This is a genomic window from Pseudoalteromonas sp. SR41-4 (assembly GCF_014163985.1).
Classification (GTDB): domain Bacteria; phylum Pseudomonadota; class Gammaproteobacteria; order Enterobacterales; family Alteromonadaceae; genus Pseudoalteromonas; species Pseudoalteromonas rhizosphaerae.
Map to the genome: position 1 here is coordinate 20,592 of NZ_JACJEI010000032.1, position 23,393 is coordinate 43,984.

Below are 23,393 nucleotides of genomic sequence, written 5' to 3' on the forward strand. Positions count from 1 at the left end.
GTTAATTATTGATTTATAGCCCTTTTTTAACTAAATATCGATACGGTATGGCATCTACTTCTTTTTCTAACAGTGTATGATCCATAAACATACAAAAGCTGGGGATATCACGGGTGGTTGATGGATCGTCGGCAATAATTAATAAAGTTTCGCCATTTTCCATTTTACGTACCGCGCTTCTGATCATCATTACAGGCTCCGGACAGCGTAGGCCAATGGCATCTAATTGGTGATCGGGATTCTCAAAACTCATTGCATAACCTTTACTGTTTATTTAGCGCTTAACGATTAATTTAAGGCTGCTAGTTTAACGACCTCAGCCTGATAAATAAAGTCACTTCACTTGTGCTTATAAAGCGACATAACTTAGCTGCAAAAAATTAATTATAAAAAAGCCGCGTTGATTTAATCAACGCGGCTTTTTATCACCAAGGTATTACTTAATACATTTTATTAATCTTGCACACGTTCAAATACAGTTGCGATGCCTTGGCCTAAACCAATGCACATAGTTGCTAAACCATATTTTGCGTTTTTATCTTCCATTAAGTGAATAAGTGAGGTGCTGATACGTGAACCAGAACAACCTAAAGGATGACCCAGAGCAATAGCACCGCCGTTTAAATTCACTTTTTCATCAACTACATCAGCAAGACCTAGGTCTTTTAATACTGGTAGTGACTGTGCTGCGAATGCTTCGTTAAGCTCAGCAACATCGATATCATCAATAGTGATACCGGCTTGTGCTAATGCTTTTTTACTTGCTGGTACTGGGCCGTAACCCATGATTGATGGATCGCAACCTGCAACCGCCATGGCTTTAACACGTGCACGAATTGGTAAGCCTAAAGCTTTGGCTTTTTCTTCGCTCATTACTAACATAGCAGATGCGCCGTCAGAAAGAGCTGAAGACGTACCGGCAGTGACTGAGCCTGATGCAGGGTTAAATACTGGGCGAAGCTGTGATAAGCCTTCTACCGTTGTTTCTGGACGAATTACTTCGTCATCTTCAACTAAAATCAGTGAACCATCTGCGTCATGACCTTCCATTGCGAGGATTTCGCGGCGGAAACGTCCTTCAACCGTTGCTGCATGAGCTCGTTGATGTGAGCGGTATGCAAATTGGTCTTGCTGCTCACGGGTAATACCGTGAATAGTTGCAAGGTACTCTGCGGTTAAGCCCATTGAGCCAGATGCTTGTGCAATTGAAGTTGCTAAGCCTGGGTGAAAGTCGTTACCGTGGGTCATTGGCACATGACCCATGTGCTCAACACCACCAATGATGTAGGTATCACCAGCGCCAGTCATGATTGCGCGAGCAGCATCGTGTAATGCTTGCATTGATGATCCACATAAGCGGTTTACTGTTACCGCTGGCACTGTGTGAGGAATGCCGGCAAGTAATGCGGCATTACGAGCAACGTTAAAACCTTGCTCTAAAGTTTGTTGTACACAACCCCAATAGATATCGTCAATCGATGCTGGATCAACGGCTGGGTTGCGATCAAGTAAGCCCTTCATTAGGTGGGCGCTTAAATCTTCGGCACGCTTATGTTTAAATACACCGTTTTTTGAACGGCCCATTGGCGTGCGGATACAATCTACAATTACTGGAGTATTCATGGTCTTATCCTTCCACCTTATAGAAAATACGGCCTTCTTCAGCCCATTTGCGAGTTTGTTCAGATACTTGGTAAATCGCACCTAGATGAGCGTATTTGTCAGCTGTTGCAACAAAGTCAGCTAGTCCAGTTTGATCTAAGTAACGGAACGCGCCGCCTCTAAATGGAGGGAAACCAATACCGTAAATAAGTGCCATATCAGCTTCTTGTGGAGAAGCAACAATGTTTTCTTGTAAACACAGTAGCACTTCGTTGATCATAGGTATCATACAACGGTCGATAATTTCTTGTTTATCAAACTCTTTCGGTGCATCAGTGATTGCACTAAGTAGCTCAACTGCTTGTGGATCTTGAGCTTTTTTCAAGCGACCTCGACGATCCGGAGCATACTGGTAGAAACCCGCTTTGTTCTTTTGACCAAAACGCTTTTCGTTAGCGAATATTGTTACCGGATCTTTTTCGGCACGTGACATGCGCTCAGGGAAACCATCTGCCATCACGCCAGTACAGTGGTAAGCCGTATCAATACCGACAACATCAAGTAAGTATGCAGGACCCATAGGCCAGCCAAATACGTTTTCCATTACTTTATCTACTTTGGCAAAATCAGCGCCTTCAACAACTAACTTACTAAAGCCGGCAAAGTATGGGAATAATACACGGTTTACAAAGAATCCTGGGCAATCGTTAACAACGATAGGTGATTTACCTAACTTTAAGGCGTAATCAACAACGGCGTTAATCGTTTGCTCTGAAGTTTTCTCACCGCGAATAATTTCTACCAGTGGCATTTTTGGCACTGGGTTAAAGAAGTGCATACCACAGAAATTTTCAGGTTTTTCAAGAGCTGTGGCTAATTCATCAATACGAATAGTTGATGTGTTAGACGTTAAGATAGTGCCTGCAGGCATGTCTTTTTCAAGACCTGCTAAAACGGCTTGTTTAACTTTAGGGTTTTCAACAACTGCTTCAACAATGATATCAGCGCTTTGTAAATCGCTATCATTAAGAGTTGGTTTGATTTTACCTAACGTTGCTACCATTTTGTCCATCGCCATATGGCCGCGTTGAACTTTTTGACCTAATAGCTTAGATGCTTCACCCATACCTAAATCAAGCGCATCCTGTTGGATGTCTTTCATTATAATAGGTGTTCCTTTATAAGCTGACTGGTAAGCGATACCGCCACCCATAATACCAGCACCAAGTACTGCAGCTTGTTTAATTACTACATCACTGGTTTTAGCTTGTTTGCGCGCTTTCCCCTTGATGTATTGATCTGCTAAGAAAATACCCGTTTGGGCTGCGGCTTCTGGAGTGCGTGCTAATTTAGCAAAGTTGGCATTTTCAATCGCCATTGCTTCATCACGAGTACAGTTTGCTGCTGCTTTAATAGTACGAACTGCCATAATAGGAGCAGGATAGTGGCCTTTGGTTTTACCCATTACCATACCTTCTGCCATTGCAAAGCTCATACCTTGCTCAACACGGTTCAATTTAAGTGGTTGTAATTTTACTTGTCGCTTAGCTTGCCAATCTAGTTTTCCAGAGATTGCTAATTCAAGCGTTGAAATTCCTGAATCTATAAGTTTGTCAGTACTAACTACCGCATCAACTGCACCTACTTTTAAAGCATCAGCTGCGCGGTTTTCGGCACCAGAGGTGATCCAAAGCATCGCATTATCAGCACCAACAATGCGTGGTAAGCGAACTGTGCCGCCAAATCCAGGCATGATGCCAAGTTTTACTTCTGGTAGGCCAATTTTAGCATCAGTGCTAGCAACACGATAATCGGTAGCAAGTACCCACTCACAACCACCACCAAGTGCTAAGCCATTGATAGCGCTTAAAGTTGGGAATGGTAAATCTTCTAGCGCGTCAAAAACATCAGTGGCATCTTTGATCCACGTTACTAATTCAGCTTCTGGTTTAGTAAAGGTAGGTAAAAATTCGAAAATATCGGCGCCAATAATAAAGTGTTCTTTATCACTGGTAAAAATCATGCCTTTGATATCACTGTTTGCGGCTAATTCTTTTAATGCAGAGGCGCAATCTTTCAAGGTTTGCTGAGACAAAGTGTTTACAGAACCTGCAACACAAAATTTGAACTCGGCGATATTATCCTTGATGAAAGCAACTTCAAAGGAATCGCTTTTATATAACATTATTATTCTCCCTAGTTAGTGAACTAAGACTGGTACGATGAGTTTGCATTTCAATCAGTGTGCTTGCTTTAAATTAAAAATGCAACGAAAAATTTACTGTGGTGCCTTACTACTGGTTAAAATATAGCTTGTTTGGTGCTAAGGTGTAGGCGAAGTGTTTGTCTTTTATTTACCTTTGAATATTTAAGGTCATCATGAAAAAACAATTTTTAAGTGTAACGGCAGCAGCATTATTATTTCCTTTATTTTCTGCCTACGCTAATACTGAACATGACGCATTTTTAGATGCTGAAAGAAAAGTTAAATATGCTAGTTATCAGGAGTTTAAAGAAATAACAGCACAGCTAGACCATCCATTAAAGCCTTATGTGGAACAAGTCTATTGGCAGCGCCATCCCGATATTGAGCACCAATCTGAAATAGAGCGTTATTTAACTATTTACCAAAGTACGCCTTTAGAGTGGCCAGTGCGCAAAGCATGGCTGCAGAATTTGCAAAAGCAAAACCGCAAAGCCGCTTTTATTAATAATTATCGTGAGACTACAAATACTGAACTGACTTGCACTTACCTGCAGTATCAGCTTGATTTAGGGGCACCAGAACAAGCGATAATGAGACAAGTAACAAATTTATGGACTGTTGGGAAATCACAGCCTGAAGAATGTGACCTATTATTTAGTACTTGGCGTAAAAAAGGTTATATGAGCCAAGAGCAAATATGGCAACGTATTACGTTATCAGCACAAGGTGGTTCGCAAAGTTTATTGCCATACTTAAAAACTTTATTACCAAAAAATGAGCAATACTTGGCTGACTTTTATCGAAAAGTTCGCAGCGATCCCAGTGCAGTTGCAGGAATGTATCGTTACAAGCATAAAACAGTTAAGGAAAGCGAAATTGCACACTATGGAATTAAACGCTTAATTTGGCGAGATAAAACCTTAGCGCTCAAGGCGTGGGAAAAGTTAGACAAAATGTTTAACTATTCTGACGAGCAAAAGGCTGATGTGTATTATAGTTTTGCTTTAGCGTTGGCATCAAGAGGTCATCCTGAGGCACGTTTCTGGTTGAGTAAAGTGCCCAAAGATCGTCAAGATCGTAAATTAATGCAATGGCAGTTAGGCAATATGCTGAAAACTCAGGATTGGTCGGGCATCGTTGCGTTTTTTACAGGTAAAGAAAATCTCAGTCTGGGTCAGCAATATTGGTTAGCCTACAGTTTAGCTCAACGAGGTGATACACAGCGTGCTAAAGCTATTTGGCAAATAGTCGCAAAAGAGCGTGACTATTATGGCTTTTTGGCTGCCGCGCGGTTGGGGTTACCTATTGAACTCAATAATCAACCATTGTTAGTGAGCGATAAATTAATGCATGAGGTCGCTAATGCCCCAGGTTTTAAACGTGCTAAAGCGATGTATGAACTTGAGCGGTTTACTTCGGCTCGTCGCGAATGGAATTATTTAACAAGCACTTCTAGCGATGGAGAAAAGCTCGCGGCTTCAAAACTCGCAGCAGAATTAGATTGGTACGACAGTACTATTTATACTTTAGCGCAAATTAAGGCATGGGATTATGTAGAGTTACGTTTCCCATTTGCTTTTCAAGATTTATTTGAGCGTTATAGTAAACGTAATCATATAGATGTTACTTGGAGCATTGCTATTTCGCGCCGTGAAAGCTCTTTTGCACCTGATGCGCGTTCTCACGCCAATGCGCGTGGTTTAATGCAGTTATTACCAAGTACAGCGAAGTATGTCAATAAAAGTACTGTTTCAGGAAGTCGCTTAAATCAGCCGAAAACAAATATACGTTTAGGCACAGAGTATTTAGAATATTTAAAAAACAAAAACCATGGCAACGAAATACTAGCAACTGCCTCGTATAACGCTGGTTACCATAGAATCAAAAAGTGGTTACCAAATGAAGCTATGCCTGCTGAATTATGGATTGAGCTTATCCCGTACCGTGAAACTCGGGAGTACGTAAAAAATGTGTTTGCTTATCGTCAGGTTTATCACACGCGTTTAGGGCGCGAAGGAAACATACTGGCACCAATATTGGATATGAAGATGGGTGGCTAAGGCACAAGTGCTTTAGCGCATCTGCATTGGGGTTAAACAGGGTCTATGTTAGACTTAAAATAAGTTAAATTTAACAGATGGGTTTTCTATGGATAAATTAGCCGTTTTATACGCCGAACATATTGCAACACTGCAGCAGCGTACTCGTACTATTATTGAGCGTGAAGGATTAGAAGGTTTAGTGATCCATTCAGGACAAGCTAAACGTCAGTTTTTAGACGATATGTATTATCCGTTTAAAGTCAACCCGCATTTCAAAGCTTGGTTACCGGTCATCGATAATCCACACTGTTGGATTGTTGTGAATGGCAGTGATAAACCAAAACTGATTTTTTATCGCCCTGTCGATTTTTGGCACAAAGTACCAGATGAGCCACGAGATTTTTGGGCTGATTACTTTGATATCGAGCTATTATTACAGCCTGATCAAGTTGAAAAACTATTACCATACGATAAGGCGAAGTACGCTTATATCGGTGAATACCTAGAAGTAGCTCAAGCGCTAGGCTTTAGCATTATGAACCCAGAGCCGGTGCTCAATTACTTTAATTACCACCGTGCTTATAAAACTCAATACGAACTTGAATGCTTACGCCAAGCTAATCGTATTGCGGTTGATGGCCACAAAGCTGCGCGTGATACCTTTTTTAACGGTGGCTCTGAATTTGATATTCAGCAAGCGTATTTAATGGCCACTCGCCAAAGCGAAAACGAAATGCCGTATGGCAATATTGTTGCGCTTAACGAAAATTGCGCTATTTTGCACTACACTCATTTTGAGCCTCAAGCCCCAAAAGCACATCATTCGTTCTTAATTGATGCTGGCGCTAATTTTAATGGCTATGCTGCAGATATAACTCGTACTTATGATTTTAAAAAGTCGGGCGAGTTTGCCGAATTAATTGCCGCAATGACACAGCATCAAATTGCATTGGGTAAAGCACTGAAACCAGGTTTGTTATACGGTGAACTGCACTTAGATTGCCATCAACGTATTGCTCAGGTGCTTAGTGATTTTAATATTGTTAAGTTACCAGCCACTGAGATCGTTGAGCGCGGTATTACGTCGACTTTCTTTCCGCATGGGCTTGGCCATCATCTTGGTTTACAAGTGCACGATATGGGTGGTTTTATGGCTGATGAAAAGGGTACACATCAAGCGCCACCAGAAGGTCATCCATTCTTGCGTTGTACGCGCTTGATTGAGAAAAACCAAGTATTCACGATTGAACCTGGTTTGTACTTTATCGATTCATTACTTGGTGATTTAACGCAAACAGACAACAAGCAGTTTATTAACTGGGAAAAGGTTGAAGCGTTTAAACCATTTGGCGGTATTCGCATCGAGGACAACATTATTGTTCATGAAGATAGCTTAGAAAATATGACCCGTGATTTAGCATTAGATTAATCATCCGGTGTTAAAAGTTGGGGCCATATGGCCCCATTTTTTGCTTCATTATTTGGGTTTATCAAAGAATGTCAGAATATAAGTACCCAGCAGCAACCGTTTTTCATCAAGAAGAAATAAAAAAAAGCACCTTTATTGTGCATATTGCTCATACGCCAGATTTAGCCTCGGCAAAAGCGTTTATCCGTGAGATTGAAAGTAAATATAGCGATGCTCGTCATAACTGTTGGGCGCATGTTGCAGGTAATCCTGGTGGTAGTCATGTTTATGGTTTCTCTGATGATGGTGAACCAAATGGTACTGCAGGCAAACCTATGCTTAATGTATTAATGGGATCTGGGCTTGGAGAAGTCACCGCGGTAGTTACTCGTTATTTTGGCGGTATAAAGCTGGGTACTGGCGGGTTAGTCAGAGCATATGGCGGCTCGCTAAATAATGCCTTGGCACATTTAACAACTACATTAAAAGTTCCTAGTGTTGAGCTGGTGGGCTGTAGTGATTACAGCGCGCAAGGAGCGATAGAGCAGTTACTAAAAACGCAATTTCAAGTACTTAACATAGAAAAGCAATTTACTGCTAATATAGAATGGGTTATTACTATAGATAGCCGCCAAGCCACACAAGCCATAAAAGATATTTATGATTTGAGCCATGGCGCGGTTGAGTTAAGTATTAAAGAGTAAGACAATAGCATTCACGCACTAATCATTACTTAATAAAAAAGCGATAGCTCAATGCAATTTCGTACCATCATAAAAATTCTCGGCCAACTGGTTGTACTGTTCAGTATCACTATGGTGCCGCCGGCAATTGTATCGCTCATTTATAAAGATGGTGGTGGCGTGCCATTTGTTCTCGCATTTATATTCAGTGTCATTATTGGTTTACTTGCATACTATCCAAATAGACGCGAGCAGGGAGATTTAAAAGCTCGCGAAGGTTTTTTAATTGTGGTGCTATTTTGGTTAGTTCTAGGGGCATTCGCATCTTTACCGCTGATTTTTTTACAAGAACCTAATTTATCATTAGCGGATGCGGTATTCGAAGCGTTTTCAGGGCTAACTACAACCGGTGCTACAGTGTTAACAGGCATTGAATATCTCCCTAAATCGGTATTGTTTTATCGCCAACAACTGCAATGGTTAGGCGGTATGGGGATAATCGTATTAGCGGTTGCAGTGCTACCCATGCTTGGCGTTGGTGGTATGCAGTTGTATCGAGCTGAAACTCCAGGGCCTGTAAAAGATTCCAAAATGACGCCACGTATTGCCGATACCGCAAAACATCTTTGGTATATTTATGTGTCGTTAACTATCGCGTGTACTTTAGCGTACTGGGCTGCCGGAATGAATTGGTTTGATGCTATTTGTCATTCATTTTCTACTGTTGCAATAGGCGGATTCTCTACTTACGATGCTTCTATGGGACATTTTGACAGTCCATTAATCAACTTTATTTGCGTGATATTTCTAATCATCGCTGCCGTTAATTTCACCTTGCATTACGCAGCTGTTTCGAGTCGAAATCTCAGAGTGTATATCCGCGACCCTGAGTTTAAAGTGTTTTTGTTTATTCAACTAGCGCTGGTGATAGTGTGTTTTACGGTACTGTCGTCCAATAACATATATGCAAACGGTGACGAAACGCTCGATCAGGCATTATTTCAAGCGGTATCAATTAGTACTACTGCGGGTTTTGCCACCGATAATTTTTCAGCATGGCCCTTATTCTTGCCTATTTTACTGATATTTTCGAGCTTTATTGGTGGTTGTGCAGGTTCCACTGGCGGCGGTATGAAAGTAGTCCGAGTGTTTTTACTTTATCTGCAAGGAATACGTGAGCTTAATCGGTTAGTGCATCCTCGTGCTATTTACTCTATTAAACTTGGTCGTAAGGCATTACCAGATAAAGTAGTTGAAGCCGTATGGGGATTTTTCTCTGCTTATGCGTTGGTATTTGTCATTATTATGTTAGCGTTAATGGGGACCGGTATGGATAACATAACGGCGTTCTCAGCCACCGCAGCTTGCTTAAATAACCTCGGCCCTGGTTTGGGGGATGTTGCGTCGCATTATGGCGCTATTAGTGATGGCGCTAAATGGCTATTAACCATTGCGATGGTGTTCGGGCGATTAGAGATATTCACCTTATTAGTGTTGTTTACACCGACCTTCTGGCGTGGTTAGTTTGTATAAAAGCGAGCACTTGTACAAGGTTATTTATAGTTGGAAAGGAAATGGCAAAAACAAGACAACAATTAAACTTAGAAAACCTTGCCTACATTAGTGCTGGTAGCATTGTTGATGTCGAAATATTAACACCCACAGCCAGTAAGCGAATTAAAACTGAATTTGTTGGTTTATTGCATGAGCGTTTTGTGATTTTAAATTATCCATCAGCCAAGCGCTTAAGTAACGCGGGTGAATATTTAAAAGATGGTGTTGTGGTGATCGTCAGAGCGGTGCTTGAAACCGGTGGCGGGCAAGTTATAGCATTTCGTCAGCAGGTTATGTCAGTGTCGTCGCACCCGGCACGGCTTATTTATTTAAATTTCCCAACTGAAGTGCAATTATTTAGTTTGCGATCACAAACTCGTATTCCCACATTATTAGCTGCAAAAATAAAGTTTAATGACGAACGCGAGATGCAAGGAGTTATTAAAGATATCTCAGTAACTGGGGTAATGTTTGATGTAAAAAGTAAAGCTGATCTCAGTGAATTAAAGAATACTCAGTGTCATATTATGCTCGATAAAAACAATAAAGGTGTTACTGAGTTTAGCGGACAAATATGCAGTGTTAAAAGCCATGCCACTAGCGCCCAGTTTGGTATTCAACTAACGGCAAGTGAAGACGAGATGAAAACTTTCATGAAAGACCACTTTATTGACCTTTCAGTGCTTGAGCCACTGGTGTAAATTTGTGCATATTCGCTGTTTTGCGACAAAATAGCGGATATACCGTAACCCACCTTAAAGAACTCTAAATTTATTTTTATTGTTATTAATTATCAGCAACATAGATTTTTTATTTATTTCAGTTGCTAATTTTTAGCTGGTTAATTTCAGCGCCTGTCACTCTTCTTGCCTATAAAAATATAAATACGAACACTGTAAGTACGGATCTGTGTCTTTTCTATTAAACCTAATCAATTGATTTTTATAAACTATATTTTATAGGTGGTTTACGTGTTGCTAAAAAGCAACAAAAAACACCGTAAATAGCCAGTCAAAAGTAAATTTTATTTTTAATAATTTGATTTTAAACGTTTTTTTAAATGTGGCACCGAAGTTGTAATAGTCTAGTTGTACAGAACGAAAATGTGATTAGCACATCGTTCGAAACCATAAACATTGAAGGAATATTTATTATGAACACATTAAATAAAACGTTGGCACTTATTGCTCTAGCATCTTCTTCAGCCGCATTTGCTGCAACAGACTTTGACACATTAGATGTTGATGGTAATGGCGCAATTAGCCAAAGTGAAGCTTCAGTTGATGCTGAGCTTATGAGCCAATTTGCAGAGCTTGATACCGACGGTAACGGCGAACTTTCAAAAGCAGAGTTTTCAAAAGCTTAATGTCGCTTTTTGACAGGGAAAAATGAAAAGGACTTCGTAACACACTATTCATCATCTCAGGTGAAAGGAGATAACCAATGAACATACTAAATAAAGCGATAGTACTTATTGCATTAACCTCTTCATCAGCAGCATTTGCTTTTGAGGCGTTAGACTTCGATACCCTTGATGTTGATGAAAATGGTGTGATCAGTCAAGTTGAAGCCGCAGAAGATGCTGAGCTTTTAAATAGATTTGCAGAGCGTGATACTGACCAAAACGGTGAGTTATCAAAAGAAGAGTTTTCAAAAGCTTAATAATTTAATACTGAGTTTATCCTGAGTTGCCAAAGACAACCTAAGTGGGCAGGGAACCCATGATAAAGGATAACAAGGAAGACTTTACTCGCATTGAAAACCAGTATTGAGACAAATTTTTTGATAGTACATTGAAGGAATATTAATTATGAACACATTAAATAAAACATTAGCACTTATTGCACTGGCATCTTCATCAGCGGCGTTTGCTGCTACCGATTTTGATACGCTAGATGTTGATGGGAATGGAGCTCTGAGCCAGCAAGAAGCATCAATGGGTGGTATTACATCTACAACATTTTCAGAGCTTGATACTGACCAAAACGGTGAGTTATCAAAAGAAGAGTTTTCAAAAGCTTAATAATTTAATATTGAGTTTATCCTGAGTTGCCAAAGACAACCTAAGTGGGCAGGGAACCCATGATAAAGGATAACAAGGAAGACTTTACTCGCATTGAAAACCAGTATTGAGACAAATTCTTTGATAGTACATTGAAGGAATATTAATTATGAACACATTAAATAAAACATTAGCACTTATTGCACTGGCATCTTCATCAGCGGCGTTTGCTGCTACCGATTTTGATACGCTAGATGTTGATGGCAACGGCGCAATCAGCCAAAGTGAAGCATCGGTTGATGCTGAGCTTATGAGTAAATTTGCAGAGCTTGATACAGACGGTAACGGTGAGCTCTCAAAAGCTGAGTTCGCAAAGGCCTAATTATAGCTTCCGCCTACAAGGAATTTTAAAAGGACTTTTACATTGATTACGTTCAAAAGCAGCCAATACCCCCGGGCTGCTTTTTTTATGCCTGTGTGCTTCCTGTGCGGTTAAGTGCATTATTTACAACATAAATACATCAGCTTATTATCGTGGTATTAATTTATACATGGAAGTTGCTAATGTTAGAGATTATTAGTTTATATTCAGCACTAAGCGCGAGTATATGGATTGTTGCTGGGGTGTATATCGCTGGTAGGTGTTATCCAAACTATAGTCATGCAAAGCAATTTTGCAGCGAGCTCGGTGCTGCTGGCAGTCCCACGGAAAAACTATCCCCGCTTATTAATAACTATCCTCTTGGGTTACTATTTTGTTTATTTGGTTGGTATGTCGTACAGCTGGAAAATACCGCTATATTAATTATGTTGGTCGGTTGGCTTGTCATGATTCATGGTGTGGGTACCTGGATTGCCGGTTACTTCCCCATGGATGCGGATCCTAATACTAAAAACCCTACTTTGAGTTGCCAAATACATTCTTGGGCTGGCTTGGTAATGCTGCTGTCTTTGCTGATTGCGCCAATTTTTGTTGCTGTAAGTTCATATACCGGTATTTCATTTCGGCTTTTTTCAATTTTGTGTGTGTGTATTACCTGTTACTTTTTAGTTTTGTTGACGCAAGCATTTAAGCAAAAAGGCAGTGTAGGCACTTATCAACGATTAGCTTATGGTGTGCAGTTGTTGTGGTTGAGTGCATTTTCGTTGGTGCTTTAACCGTAAAATAATTTTTAATGGGAGTTTCAATGTCTGAATATGTAGCAAGTGTTGTCTGGTCTCGCCAAGCAGAAGAGTTGTTTATTGATAATAAATATAGCCGAGCTCACCAGTGGCAATTTGATGGTGGGGCAACTATTGCTGCATCTTCCTCACCGCATATCGTGCCACTGCCATATTCTGTGGCAGAAAGTGTCGACCCCGAAGAGGCATTTATTGTGTCATTGTCGAGCTGTCATATGTTATTTTTCTTATCTATTGCGGCAAAAAATAAGTTTATAGTTGATAGCTATCAAGATGATGCCGTTGGTTTGATGCAGCGCGCTAGTGATGGGCGTATGTCGATGACTCAAGTAACTTTAAAACCATGTGTGAAGTTTGCCGAAAATGAGCAACCTAGTGCAGAGCAATTAGAAGAAATGCATCACCAGGCTCATGAGTTATGTTTTATCGCCAATTCGGTGAAAACACATATTGTGATTGAAATTGTTGGTGCTTAATTAAATTGTAAGAATACCCAGAGCGTTAAAACTGCAATATCGTTGCTATTGTTTCGCATAATGGCAACAAAACACGAATTTTCATAAACTAACTGCGTTTTTATTTTTTACTTACCAAAATAAATTTAATTTCCCCTTACAATTCAGATTGTTAATTTATGAAAAAAATTTAATTTTTATCAGTTAAAGTTGCTGTTCAGTTGCGGTTAGGGTACTCATCTTTGAAAAAAACACTATTATCAGCATAGTTTATCGAGTTGTGTCATTTTTATAACTATTAACCATTTGATTTATATGGTTTTATAGGTTAACGCATAAATTTTGTTGCTAAACTGCAACAGAATAGTTCTTCTAAATTCCACGAAAATATCAAAATACAATGTAACTTCATGATTTTTAATGATAATAAATTGTTGGCACCGAAGTTGTAATACTCTAGTTGTCTTGAACGAAACGGTGATTATCACTTAAGTTCACAACCATAAACTTTGAAGGAATATTTATTATGAACACATTAAATAAAACATTAGCACTTATCGCATTAGCTTCTTCATCAGCAGCATTTGCAGGTACTGACTTTGACACCTTAGATGTTGATGGTAGCGGCACGATCAGCCAAAGCGAAGCGGCAGTTGATGCAAAATTAATGAGCCAGTTTGCTGAGTTAGATACTGATGGTAATGGTGAGCTTTCAAAAGCTGAGTTTTCTGAAGCGTAATCGCTTATTTTCATACAAGGATCTTTGCAAAGGACCTGCGCATTTGATTAAGCAAGCACACTAAATTTTGGAAGGAAGATAATTATGAACACATTAAATAAAACTTTAGCACTTATCGCGTTGGCATCATCATCAGCTGCTTTTGCAGCAACTGACTTCGATACTCTTGATGTTGATGGCAATGGTGTAATCAGCCAACAAGAAGCATCTGCTGATGCGACTATTTCAGCTAAGTTTGCTGAGCTTGATACTGACCAAAACGGTGAGTTATCAAAAGAAGAATTTTCAAAAGCGTAATTTCAGTTTCCACAAACAGGGATCTCTGAAAAGGATTTCTTTCTTTTAAATTATTAGGAATAACACTATGAAACATATTAATACAGCACTTGCTATTTTTGCCTTAGCGGCTTCATCAACTGCGTTTGCAGCAGTTAGTTTTGACACATTTGATACTGATGGAGACGGAGTGATTAGCCAAAAAGAAGCCTCTGTGAATGCACAGTTAGTTGAAATTTTTGCTGACTTAGATACAGATCAAAATGGTGAGCTATCGAAAGAAGAGTTTGCCAGAGTACAATAAAACGTACAGCACAGTACCAAAAAAGCAGCTTCATTAAGCTGCTTTTTTGGTTAACTTGAAGGTGGCTTGCTATAAACTGTAGTCAAATTGCAGTGAAAATTTTCGCGGGTTACCATAGCGGTATTGATTATAAAAACCGATTTGGTTGTAATAAATTTTATCAAATAAATTATCAATATTAAGGCTAACAGTCATCTGCTTATTAATTTGATAGCTGGCCATTAAACTGGCTATACCATAGGCTTTTTGTGCAACTTCAACCGTGCCAAATGCAGGGTTTTTTACATCATCGTAGCTGCGACTCTGCCAGCGATAACCACCGCCAATTTTTACGCCCTGTAAGCTATCGCTTAATTGATAACTAGTGAATAACTTAAACTGATCTTTTGGATTGATGGTATTTAAAGTTGTGCCATCTGGTCTTTCACCTTTACTGCGAGTATAGCCAAAGTAAGCATCCCAAGTATCGCTTATCGCGCCATTGAGTTCTAGTTCAAAGCCTTCAGTAATGGTGCCATCAATCGCTTGGTAAATATCTTGGTTAGTTCCTGGAATTGTTGCACCGGTATATTCTCCCCAGTTATCTTGATGGATTTCAAAACCAGACAGTGACATATCTAAACGCTCATTAAATAATGAGGCTTTAATACCCACTTCGTAGTTTTTACCTTGAATTGGTGCTAAGTAATTACCATTTTCGTCCACACGGCTTTGTGGTGTGAATATATCGGTGTAATTGGCATACAGCGCCCAGCTGTCGTTTAACGTATAAGTGGTACCAAGATAATTGGTCGGTTCATTATTCAACTCGTAATCATGCTTGCTACCAAAACTGTCTTGTGTGGTTTGCCATTGATTTAAACGACTACCCAAAATAATAGATAGCGCATTAGTTACGTTAAACTGTGAAGCAAAATAAAGTGCGCTTTGCTTTGTCGTGCCATACGAGCCATAGGCAGGTGTGGTTTGCCAGTTAGGTTTTGGGTAGTCATAATCTGTTGCAGTAAAGTCGCCAATGACAGTCGGTGGCTGTTGGTTTGCAAAATAAGGCGTTGAAAAATCTTGATCTTGGTTGTTGTAACCAAAAAGCAATTGGTGGTTTTGCCCAAACCAGTTAAACCTACCTGCTAGCTCTATTTCATAGGTTCGTTGTATTCTTTTCGCATCAATATAATTTACTGAACCGGGCTTCATGCCTATATTCGTTTGTGAGTCAGGGTTACCTGTCGCCCAAAAAACATCGTAATGTAGGTCATTATTACCATATATATAGCTCGCACTTAGCTGCCAATTAGCATTGAAGTAATGCTCAATACTCATAAAGCTATTCAATGCTTTAGTTTTTGAAGATGACCAATTTGGCGCTGTTGAAGTTTCTCGGTCATAGTTAGTACGGCTGCCATCGCTATAAAAAATAGGTAGTCCACCCGACATCGTGCCTTTTGGGTCTGTGGTTTGCGTATCAACAGCAAAAGTTAACAGGGTACTATCAGTTAGGTCAGCTTCAACAATACCGTATAACGTGGTTTTTTCTTGGCTGAACCTGTCTTGATATGATTGCTGATCTTGATAGGCGAGTACGGCACGCGCACGCACGGTTTCACTGCTATTTAAACTACCCGATGCATCAACCACACCACGATAGTTTTGCCAAGAACCAACCGTTGCAGAAATATTTACTTGGTTATGCACAGTAGGGCGCTTACGTATTAAGTTAATTGCTGCTGATGGATTACCTGCACCGAGCATTAACCCTGTGGCACCCCGGACGACTTCAATGCGTTCAAAAATTGCTGTGTCTGTTAAATTATCGCCGTAATTAAAGCGGGTATCGTAGGTTGTTGCTATGCCATCATATAAAATACTGGTAACACTGATACCGCGCGCTGAAATTGAATATTTACCATTATCGGCCTCTCTTGCATTGATGCCGGTTACGCTGGTGATGGCTTCAATAGCACTATTTAATTGTTGATCGGCCATAAATTGACTGGTGATAGCGATAGCTGATTGCGGAGTTTGCAAGTGGCTGAGATCAAGCCCTGTTGCTGAGTTCATTGCACTTACTTTGTAGCCGCTATCTTGCTGGCCCACGATGGTTAGTTTTTCAATGTCGTTTTTAGCTTCGGCATTTGCATTCGTTGACAGTCCACACACAAGAATACCAATAACACTGCAATATGTAACACAAAGAGGGGTGTTTAAAGTTGGGTGTATCATTTGAAGAAATCCATTTATATTAAAAAATGTGAAATTAACTTCTCACAGAAAGAGAAAACGCTTGATTATCAAACAGCGTGAGAGTAATGGATTTGGGTACATAAGTAAATGCTTTTGAGATTGATTTTCATTTGCATGTGTTGGAGGTGGAAATTCACCTTTCGATACAGTTGCTTTGTGTCGAAAGGTGAGGAGTAACTTAGAGAAAGATAGCGCTAACTTGGAACAGTTTTTCAACTACGTTGATATGCTTTTTATCGATCAAGAACATAATGACGTGATCGCCTGAGTGAATTATCGTGTCGTCGTGGGCAATGAGTACATCATCATTACGGACAATCGCGCCAATCGTGGTACCTGCAGGCAGCTTAATATCAGCAATTGCACGGCCGACAACTTTAGAGGTATGTTCGTCGCCATGGGCCACCGCCTCAATGGCTTCTGCTGCGCCTTTACGTAATGAATACACATTAACAATATCACCGCGGCGAACATGGGTAAGCAGGGCGGAAATCGTGGCTTGCTGTGGTGAAATGGCAATATCAATTTCGCCACCTTGCACTAAATCAACATATGCGCCGCGCTGAATAAGCACCATGGTTTTTTGCGCACCCATGCGTTTAGCGAGCATGGCTGACATAATATTAGCTTCATCATCATTGGTTACCGCGATGAATACATCAACTTGTTCGATGTGTTCTTCTGATAACAACTCCTGATCTGACGCATCACCACAAAACACCACTGTATTATCAAGCATTTCTGATAACTGCTCAGCACGTTCTTTATTTCGTTCAAGCAATTTTACGCTATGATTCTTTTCCAGAGAGCGAGCAAGCCCAGCACCAATATTACCGCCACCAGCAATCATAATTTTTTTGTATGAACGCTCTAATTTCTGTAGTTCATTCATTACTGCACGAATATGTTTGGTGGCAGCGAGGAAGAACACTTCATCATCCGCTTCAATTACTGTAGTACCCAGTGGTTTGATTGCTTTACCTTGGCGGTAAATCGCGGCAACACGAGTTTCAACATTAGGAATATGCTCTTTTAATGCTGACAATGCATAACCGACTAACAATCCGCCGTAGTAAGCCTTTACCGCAACCAGCGAGAGCATGCCATCGCCAAACTCTAAAACTTGTAACGCACCAGGATAATCAATCAAGCGACGAATATACTTAGTCACTAGTTGCTCTGGAGCAATATAGTGGTCAACAGGTAAATCATCGTTTTGAAAGAGCTTTTCGCGGTACTTTAAGTATTGCTCAGAACGGATCCGAGCAATTTTAGTCGGCGTATTAAAAATACTATACGCGACTTGGCAAGCGACCATGTTCACTTCATCTGAACTGGTTACTGCGATGATCATATCGGCGTCTTCCGCACCGGCGCGGCGTAATACATCAGGGTGGGCACTATGACCTGTAACACCCTGTAGATCGTATTTATCTTGTAACTCACGTAATCGGTTGCCATCAATATCAACAACCGTGATTTCGTTTTGTTCACCTACCAGGTTTTCAGCGAGTGTACCGCCTACTTGTCCTGCACCGAGTATGATTATTTTCATGGTTTACTAAAAGCTTCTTATGAGTGTGTTTTTATAAGCTTGGCATAATAAAATCCGTCACTCTCACCAGGCAGTAACTGCAGCCCAGGGTTGCTTGGGGTATCGTTATCATGTAGCGGGATATGTTCAACATCGTTATTATTTGCTAAAAATTTAGCGACTTGCTGTTGGTTCTCTTGTGGTAATACTGAGCAGGTTGCATAAATTAGCGTGCCACCTGGTTTCAATAATGGCCAAATGCTATTGAGAATATCGCCTTGGAGTGTCGCCAGATCATTGATATCTGATGCACGACGTAGCCATTTGATATCTGGGTGACGACGAATTACACCCGTTGCAGAGCAAGGAACGTCTAATAGAATACGGTCAAACTGTTGCTCATCCCACCATTTGTGTGGCTGCGAAGCATCGGCACATTGTAAATCAGCGCCTAAGCCAATTCTTTCAAGGTTTTGCTTTACACGTTCAAGGCGGGTGGCATCGCTATCAAGTGCCAGTACATCAGCATCTGCGAGTTCTAGAATGTGACAGGTTTTACCACCGGGTGCTGCGCAGGCATCTAAAATATGCTCGTCAGCTTTTGGATCTAACAAGCGTGCCGCAAGCTGTGCTGCTGCATCTTGTACTGAACATGCGCCGGTGTCGAATTCAGGCAACGAAAACACATCGCGCGGTTTATCCAGCTTAATACCATCAGGGAAATCAGGATTGAGTGTATGTTCAATGTCATTAGCAGTGAGCATTTCGCTATATTCAGCGGTGCTATATTGCGCTTGGTTAACACGCAACCACATTGGTGCTTGCTGCTGGTTCGCTTCTAGTAGAGCTTGCCAAGAGTCAGGGTAAGCTTCAGTTACTTGTTTGATAAACCAGTTTGGGTGGTTGTATAAACACACTGGTATTTGCTTGGCTTTTTCTTCCAGCTCTACTTGCTGGCGCTGAAAGCTGCGTAAAATAGCGTTGATCAAGCCTTTTAAACCCAATGCGCGCAGTTGTTCTAATGCATTAACCGTTTCGCTAATGGCTGCATGCGGTGGAACCCGCATATGTTGTAGTTGGTAAATGCCCACATACAGTAAGAACTGGAATATACGGCGCTTACCTTTAAGTGGCTGCTCAACTAAATGTTGACAATAATTTTCTAAACTTGGTAAATAACGCAGTACGCCGTAACAAATTTGCTGTAATAACGCTTTATCTTTAGGTGGTAAACCTTGGCTGGCAAAAGGCAGCTCTTGATTTAATGAGGCGCCTTTATCAACCACGTTATATAAAGTTTCGGCGGCAAGCGCCCTGACATTACTCATTGTGTTCGCCTATTCGTGTGCCAGGAGTTACCCAGTCTGCTCGACCATTTAAAAAGTCAGTAATGGCCATTGGCTTTTTACCTTGTGGTTGTACTTGAGTGATATTAAGTGCGTTAGTACCACAGGCAATCACAATGCCGTGTTTATCGCTTTGTAATACCGTGCCTGCCGTGCCTTGCTGGTCAACGACATTAGCTTGATAAACTTTTACAGTGTGTTCACCCATTTGGGTAAAACAGACCGGCCATGGATTGAATGAGCGGATATTACGCTCTATTTGCGCTGCGTCCATCGACCAATCAATATTTGCTTCGTCTTTCGATAGTTTTTTAGCGTAATTGGCAAGCTCGTCATTTTGTACTTGCGGGGTAATTTCGCCATTAGCTAACTTAGTAATGGTGTCTATTAGTGCGCTTGGGCCTAAATCGGCAAGCTTAGCGTATAAACTTGCACTTGTTTCAGTGGCGGTAATAGGGCAGCGGCTAATATGCAGCATGTCGCCGGTATCTAGGCCTTCATCCATTTGCATTATGGTGACGCCAGTCTCTTCATCGCCCGCCCAGATAGCGCGTTGAATCGGCGCGGCACCACGCCAGCGCGGTAAAATTGAGCCGTGTACATTTAAACAACCAAGCCGTGGCGCCTCTAAAATTGCTTTTGGTAACAGTAATCCATAAGCGACCACGATCATAAGGTCAGCATTTAAGCTGCTTAGTTCAGCCAGAGCGTCGTCACTTTTTAATGAGGCAGGTTGAAACACTGCTAACTCATTGGCCAGTGCGAGTTCTTTCACTTCACTGGCTTTGAGTTTTTTACCGCGCCCTGCTGGACGGTCGGGTTGGCTATACACGCCAACAATTTGATGCTCTGAGTCGATAAGAGCTTGTAAATGGCGCGCAGCAAAGTCTGGCGTACCGGCAAAAATAATGCGTAATGGTTGTGTCACTGAACTTCCTAATTATTACTAAGGTATTATTGCGCTGCTAACTTAGCTTCTTTTTCAAGTTTTTTACGAATACGTTGGCGCTTTAACGGTGATAAGTAATCGATAAATAGTTTACCCTGTAAATGGTCAAGCTCATGCTGGATGCAAATTGCTAATAGCTCATCAGCATCTAAACTAAACTCTTCGCCATTTTCGTTTAATGCGGTCACTGTTACAGTTTCTGCGCGGTCAACTTTTGCATAAGAGTGTGGCACAGATAAACAGCCTTCTTCACTTACCGTGGTGCCATCTTGTTTAGTGATTTTCGGGTTGATCAATACTAACGGTTCATCACGTTCTTCTGATACGTCAATGACCACAATACGTTGATGAATATCGACTTGAGTCGCAGCTAATCCAATGCCGTTTTCATCATACATAGTTTCCAGCATGTCTTTTACAATTTGGCGAATTTGGTCGTCAACTTGCACCACTTCTTTTGCTATTGTACGTAAACGCTCATCTGGAAATCTTAAAACTTCTAACCTAGCCATAGTAACCTTTTTCACTTGTGCTTAATTTAGGGTATTGTATGCTCTTATTTTAGCCATTCGCGTTCACCTTTAACAGGTTTTGGTTGATAATAATGAAAAAACACCACAAGGAAGCTCAATGAAATACCCATTACTCGCGGCAATGTTGGCATTAAGTGCTACTTTCCCATCGTTAGCAGATGTATTAACTATAAAAAAAGATGCGCCTAAACAATACGTTGTGAAAAATGGCGATACACTTTGGGATATTTCAGGGGTTTATTTGCAAGAGCCTTGGCAGTGGCCGGAACTTTGGCAAATGAATCCACAAATTAATAATCCACACCTAATTTACCCAGGGGATGCACTGTCTTTAATCTATGATGAGCACGGTAATCCACGTTTGGTGATTAATCAGGGTTATAAAAAGCTTTCTCCACATGGTCGAATTGTACAAAAAGGTAAAAATGCGATCCCTACTTTACCTCTTGAGCTGCTGCGTCCTTACCTAATCTATGAGCAAGCACTAAATGCTGATGACATTGCCGATAAACCTTATATTTTAGGAGCCAATGTCAACACTAAAATGAATACCGAAGGCCATATAGTTTATGTTAAAGGTGAGCTGAAATTACACGAGTCATACGCTATTTACCGCAAGGGCGAAGCATATGTTGATCCGCAAACAAACGAAGTGTTGGCTAATAAAGCACAATTAGTGGCGGTGGGTCGTGTATTTAGAAAAGGTGATATTGCCAATGGTGTACCTGCTTCAGTTAAAATTGAACAGGTAAAGAGAGAGATCAAAGCGGGTGATTTTTTAATGCCTGCGATAGAAGGTCAGCTATTACCTGCGTATTTTAATATTCACCGTCCTGAGCAGCCAGTGCAAGGTGAAATCATCGCATCAGTGAGTGGATTACGAGAATTCAGCACAATGGATATTGTAGTGCTAAACTTAGGGTCAGAGCAGCAAATTAAAGAAGGCCACATTTTAGATATTGAGCGTCAATCACCGACTGTTTTTGATGGTCGTAATGGCCCACGCTACAAAGAAGATTCAAATAGCCTTGAAAAGTTAGTAACAAACGCCAACGAATTTTTTGGCGTAGAGGCAGATGCCGACACGACTGTGTGGCATATGCCAAAAGAACAGGTCGGTCAGCTAATGGTGTTTAAAGTTTATAAAAACGTTAGTTATGCCTTAATCGTAAAAAACCAGCACCCAATCCGAGTCGGTGATTTTGCAGTTATAAATTAATTCAGGTTTGAGTGCTCTAAGGAGGGAGCATGAAAGATTCATCAGGCAAGCTAACCCATTGGCTTGCCTTTTATTTATGTAAAGGCTTAGGTGTTAAAACCTTATTGGCATTGGCACAAAAACTGCCATTAGATGATTTGTTTGAGCTGACTCATGAGCAGCTTACCGGTCATGGTTTAAGCCCGCAGGTCGCCACTAATTTACTGGCAACCGATTGGCAGCAAGTTGACTATTATCAACAGATAATTGTTAACTCACAGATAACCGCAATTGATTACTTCGATCCTCACTATCCACCATTATTAAAAGAAATTGCTAGCGCGCCTTTATTGCTATTTTGCCGAGGCAATTTAGAGTTATTGACCAGTCCGCAAATCGCTATTGTTGGAAGCCGCAATGCCACGCCAATCGGTTTAGAGATCGCCGCTGAATTTGCTCATCAACTCACTTTGGCAGGATTAACGGTAACTTCCGGAATGGCGCTTGGTATTGATGGTGCTGCCCACAAAGGAGCGCTGGCGGGCAATGGTAAAACCATTGCAGTGCTTGGTACTGGAGTGGATGTTTATTATCCTAAACGGCATAAGTTACTCACCGATCAAGTATCCGAACGGGGGATGTTGGTGAGCGAGTTTTTACCCGGTACAGCCGCTAATGCTAATAACTTCCCAAGACGTAATCGTATAATATCTGGTTTGTCATTAGGTGTGTTGATTGTCGAGGCTGAAATAAAAAGCGGTTCGCTTATCACCGTGCGGTATGCGCTGGAGCAAAACAAAGAAGTTTTTGCAGTGCCTGGTTCAATTAAAAATCCACTCTCTGAAGCCAGTCACTTTTTAATTAAACAAGGTGCAAAGCTGGTGGAAAATGTCAGTGATATTCTAGACGAAGTGAGCTTTTTCTGCGAAAACAGTCTATATACTATAGAAGAAGCAACGGTTGATGAACCTGCCTGCGAAATACTAAACAGTGTTGGTTTTGAAGTAACAGCTGTTGATTTAATTGCTCAGCGTAGCCAGTGGCCAATAGATAAAGTGCAAGCACGTTTACTTGATCTTGAATTGGAAGATAGAGTAGAGCGTGTATTAGATGGCTATATTAGAGTTCGATAAGCTTAG

24 protein-coding genes are annotated in these 23,393 nt (G+C 40.8%); 16 read left to right on the forward strand and 8 right to left on the reverse strand.

The annotated features are described in order from the left end of the window. Positions 1-13 precede the first annotated feature (13 nt). The 3 genes from tusA to fadB form a co-directional block, all read right to left on the reverse strand. Complete coding sequence (gene tusA, locus H5180_RS19570; RefSeq protein WP_182731931.1) at positions 14-253, reverse strand: sulfurtransferase TusA; 240 nt, start codon at positions 251-253, stop codon at positions 14-16. Positions 254-453: 200 nt separating this feature from the next. Next, entirely contained in the window at positions 454-1,623 is a 1,170-nt protein-coding gene (gene fadA, locus H5180_RS19575; RefSeq protein WP_145241734.1) for an acetyl-CoA C-acyltransferase FadA, read from the reverse strand. A 4-nt stretch (positions 1,624-1,627) separates the two neighbouring features. Then, complete coding sequence (gene fadB, locus H5180_RS19580; protein WP_182758893.1) at positions 1,628-3,787, reverse strand: fatty acid oxidation complex subunit alpha FadB; 2,160 nt, start codon at positions 3,785-3,787, stop codon at positions 1,628-1,630. 194 nt (positions 3,788-3,981) lie between these two features. On the opposite strand from fadB, the gene H5180_RS19585 reads away from it, so the two are divergent. The 14 genes from H5180_RS19585 (at position 3,982) to H5180_RS19650 (ending at position 14,453) form a co-directional block, all read left to right on the forward strand. Further along, positions 3,982-5,868, forward strand: a complete 1,887-nt coding sequence (locus H5180_RS19585) for a transglycosylase SLT domain-containing protein (protein ID WP_182735378.1) — start codon at positions 3,982-3,984, stop codon at positions 5,866-5,868. 88 nt (positions 5,869-5,956) lie between these two features. Further along, positions 5,957-7,279 (forward strand): Xaa-Pro dipeptidase, encoded by a 1,323-nt coding sequence (gene pepQ, locus H5180_RS19590; RefSeq protein ID WP_145241740.1) that lies wholly within the window; start codon positions 5,957-5,959, stop codon positions 7,277-7,279. Between the two features lie 68 nt (positions 7,280-7,347). Next, positions 7,348-7,962 carry a YigZ family protein gene (locus H5180_RS19595; protein WP_149983180.1) on the forward strand — a complete coding sequence of 205 codons (615 nt, stop codon included), beginning with the start codon at positions 7,348-7,350 and terminating at the stop codon, positions 7,960-7,962. Positions 7,963-8,013: 51 nt separating this feature from the next. Further along, complete coding sequence (locus H5180_RS19600; protein WP_145241744.1) at positions 8,014-9,465, forward strand: TrkH family potassium uptake protein; 1,452 nt, start codon at positions 8,014-8,016, stop codon at positions 9,463-9,465. Between the two features lie 50 nt (positions 9,466-9,515). Further along, positions 9,516-10,196, forward strand: a complete 681-nt coding sequence (locus H5180_RS19605) for a flagellar brake protein (protein WP_149983181.1) — start codon at positions 9,516-9,518, stop codon at positions 10,194-10,196. A 452-nt stretch (positions 10,197-10,648) separates the two neighbouring features. After that, on the forward strand, positions 10,649-10,861 hold the full coding sequence (locus H5180_RS19610) for a calmodulin (protein WP_145241748.1): 213 nt from the start codon (positions 10,649-10,651) through the stop codon (positions 10,859-10,861). A 77-nt stretch (positions 10,862-10,938) separates the two neighbouring features. Further along, positions 10,939-11,157: a calmodulin gene (locus H5180_RS19615; protein ID WP_145241750.1), complete on the forward strand. Its 219-nt coding sequence runs from the start codon at positions 10,939-10,941 to the stop codon at positions 11,155-11,157. A 148-nt stretch (positions 11,158-11,305) separates the two neighbouring features. After that, entirely contained in the window at positions 11,306-11,518 is a 213-nt protein-coding gene (locus H5180_RS19620) for a calmodulin (RefSeq protein ID WP_182758894.1), read from the forward strand. A gap of 148 nt (positions 11,519-11,666) precedes the next feature. Next, positions 11,667-11,879 carry a calmodulin gene (locus tag H5180_RS19625; RefSeq protein ID WP_145241754.1) on the forward strand — a complete coding sequence of 71 codons (213 nt, stop codon included), beginning with the start codon at positions 11,667-11,669 and terminating at the stop codon, positions 11,877-11,879. A gap of 182 nt (positions 11,880-12,061) precedes the next feature. Then, a complete protein-coding gene (locus H5180_RS19630) occupies positions 12,062-12,655 on the forward strand; it encodes a DUF998 domain-containing protein (protein WP_149983182.1) in 594 nt (197 codons plus the stop codon). A gap of 29 nt (positions 12,656-12,684) precedes the next feature. Beyond that, positions 12,685-13,155, forward strand: coding sequence for an OsmC family protein (locus tag H5180_RS19635; protein WP_182758895.1), 471 nt, complete (start codon positions 12,685-12,687; stop codon positions 13,153-13,155). Between the two features lie 505 nt (positions 13,156-13,660). After that, positions 13,661-13,873, forward strand: coding sequence for a calmodulin (locus tag H5180_RS19640; protein WP_145241758.1), 213 nt, complete (start codon positions 13,661-13,663; stop codon positions 13,871-13,873). 84 nt (positions 13,874-13,957) lie between these two features. Next, positions 13,958-14,170 (forward strand): calmodulin, encoded by a 213-nt coding sequence (locus H5180_RS19645; protein WP_145241760.1) that lies wholly within the window; start codon positions 13,958-13,960, stop codon positions 14,168-14,170. Between the two features lie 67 nt (positions 14,171-14,237). Further along, on the forward strand, positions 14,238-14,453 hold the full coding sequence (locus tag H5180_RS19650; protein ID WP_182718498.1) for an EF-hand domain-containing protein: 216 nt from the start codon (positions 14,238-14,240) through the stop codon (positions 14,451-14,453). Between the two features lie 69 nt (positions 14,454-14,522). Here H5180_RS19650 and H5180_RS19655 read toward each other — a convergent pair whose 3' ends face one another. The 5 genes from H5180_RS19655 to def all read right to left on the reverse strand — a co-directional run bounded on the left by H5180_RS19655 (position 14,523) and on the right by def (position 21,035). Next, the gene (locus H5180_RS19655) at positions 14,523-16,673 is read right to left on the reverse strand and encodes a TonB-dependent siderophore receptor (protein ID WP_259399593.1); all 2,151 of its coding nucleotides are present in this window, start codon (positions 16,671-16,673) and stop codon (positions 14,523-14,525) included. Positions 16,674-16,872: 199 nt separating this feature from the next. Continuing rightward, positions 16,873-18,249, reverse strand: a complete 1,377-nt coding sequence (gene trkA / locus H5180_RS19660) for a Trk system potassium transporter TrkA (RefSeq protein WP_064668279.1) — start codon at positions 18,247-18,249, stop codon at positions 16,873-16,875. Between the two features lie 17 nt (positions 18,250-18,266). Beyond that, entirely contained in the window at positions 18,267-19,556 is a 1,290-nt protein-coding gene (gene rsmB, locus H5180_RS19665) for a 16S rRNA (cytosine(967)-C(5))-methyltransferase RsmB (protein WP_145241763.1), read from the reverse strand. Beyond that, positions 19,549-20,502: a methionyl-tRNA formyltransferase gene (gene fmt, locus H5180_RS19670; protein ID WP_145241764.1), complete on the reverse strand. Its 954-nt coding sequence runs from the start codon at positions 20,500-20,502 to the stop codon at positions 19,549-19,551. The genes rsmB and fmt overlap by 8 nt, the downstream gene beginning before the upstream one ends. Before the next feature lie 26 nt (positions 20,503-20,528). Beyond that, entirely contained in the window at positions 20,529-21,035 is a 507-nt protein-coding gene (gene def, locus H5180_RS19675; RefSeq protein ID WP_182758896.1) for a peptide deformylase, read from the reverse strand. Between the two features lie 118 nt (positions 21,036-21,153). Between def and H5180_RS19680 the strand changes: the two genes are divergently transcribed. After that, the gene (locus H5180_RS19680; protein WP_182758897.1) at positions 21,154-22,275 is read left to right on the forward strand and encodes a LysM peptidoglycan-binding domain-containing protein; all 1,122 of its coding nucleotides are present in this window, start codon (positions 21,154-21,156) and stop codon (positions 22,273-22,275) included. Positions 22,276-22,304: 29 nt separating this feature from the next. Then, entirely contained in the window at positions 22,305-23,387 is a 1,083-nt protein-coding gene (gene dprA / locus H5180_RS19685) for a DNA-processing protein DprA (RefSeq protein ID WP_145241770.1), read from the forward strand. The last annotated feature ends 6 nt before the right edge of the window (positions 23,388-23,393 follow it).

Coding starts and splice junctions, on each gene's coding strand:
- tusA (WP_182731931.1), bottom strand. CDS start 253: ATGAGTTTTGAGAATCCCGATCACCAATTAGATGCCATTGGCCTACGC.
- fadA (WP_145241734.1), bottom strand. CDS start 1,623: ATGAATACTCCAGTAATTGTAGATTGTATCCGCACGCCAATGGGCCGT.
- fadB (WP_182758893.1), bottom strand. CDS start 3,787: ATGTTATATAAAAGCGATTCCTTTGAAGTTGCTTTCATCAAGGATAAT.
- H5180_RS19585 (WP_182735378.1), top strand. CDS start 3,982: ATGAAAAAACAATTTTTAAGTGTAACGGCAGCAGCATTATTATTTCCT.
- pepQ (WP_145241740.1), top strand. CDS start 5,957: ATGGATAAATTAGCCGTTTTATACGCCGAACATATTGCAACACTGCAG.
- H5180_RS19595 (WP_149983180.1), top strand. CDS start 7,348: ATGTCAGAATATAAGTACCCAGCAGCAACCGTTTTTCATCAAGAAGAA.
- H5180_RS19600 (WP_145241744.1), top strand. CDS start 8,014: ATGCAATTTCGTACCATCATAAAAATTCTCGGCCAACTGGTTGTACTG.
- H5180_RS19605 (WP_149983181.1), top strand. CDS start 9,516: ATGGCAAAAACAAGACAACAATTAAACTTAGAAAACCTTGCCTACATT.
- H5180_RS19610 (WP_145241748.1), top strand. CDS start 10,649: ATGAACACATTAAATAAAACGTTGGCACTTATTGCTCTAGCATCTTCT.
- H5180_RS19615 (WP_145241750.1), top strand. CDS start 10,939: ATGAACATACTAAATAAAGCGATAGTACTTATTGCATTAACCTCTTCA.
- H5180_RS19620 (WP_182758894.1), top strand. CDS start 11,306: ATGAACACATTAAATAAAACATTAGCACTTATTGCACTGGCATCTTCA.
- H5180_RS19625 (WP_145241754.1), top strand. CDS start 11,667: ATGAACACATTAAATAAAACATTAGCACTTATTGCACTGGCATCTTCA.
- H5180_RS19630 (WP_149983182.1), top strand. CDS start 12,062: ATGTTAGAGATTATTAGTTTATATTCAGCACTAAGCGCGAGTATATGG.
- H5180_RS19635 (WP_182758895.1), top strand. CDS start 12,685: ATGTCTGAATATGTAGCAAGTGTTGTCTGGTCTCGCCAAGCAGAAGAG.
- H5180_RS19640 (WP_145241758.1), top strand. CDS start 13,661: ATGAACACATTAAATAAAACATTAGCACTTATCGCATTAGCTTCTTCA.
- H5180_RS19645 (WP_145241760.1), top strand. CDS start 13,958: ATGAACACATTAAATAAAACTTTAGCACTTATCGCGTTGGCATCATCA.
- H5180_RS19650 (WP_182718498.1), top strand. CDS start 14,238: ATGAAACATATTAATACAGCACTTGCTATTTTTGCCTTAGCGGCTTCA.
- H5180_RS19655 (WP_259399593.1), bottom strand. CDS start 16,673: ATGATACACCCAACTTTAAACACCCCTCTTTGTGTTACATATTGCAGT.
- trkA (WP_064668279.1), bottom strand. CDS start 18,249: ATGAAAATAATCATACTCGGTGCAGGACAAGTAGGCGGTACACTCGCT.
- rsmB (WP_145241763.1), bottom strand. CDS start 19,556: ATGAGTAATGTCAGGGCGCTTGCCGCCGAAACTTTATATAACGTGGTT.
- def (WP_182758896.1), bottom strand. CDS start 21,035: ATGGCTAGGTTAGAAGTTTTAAGATTTCCAGATGAGCGTTTACGTACA.
- H5180_RS19680 (WP_182758897.1), top strand. CDS start 21,154: ATGAAATACCCATTACTCGCGGCAATGTTGGCATTAAGTGCTACTTTC.
- dprA (WP_145241770.1), top strand. CDS start 22,305: ATGAAAGATTCATCAGGCAAGCTAACCCATTGGCTTGCCTTTTATTTA.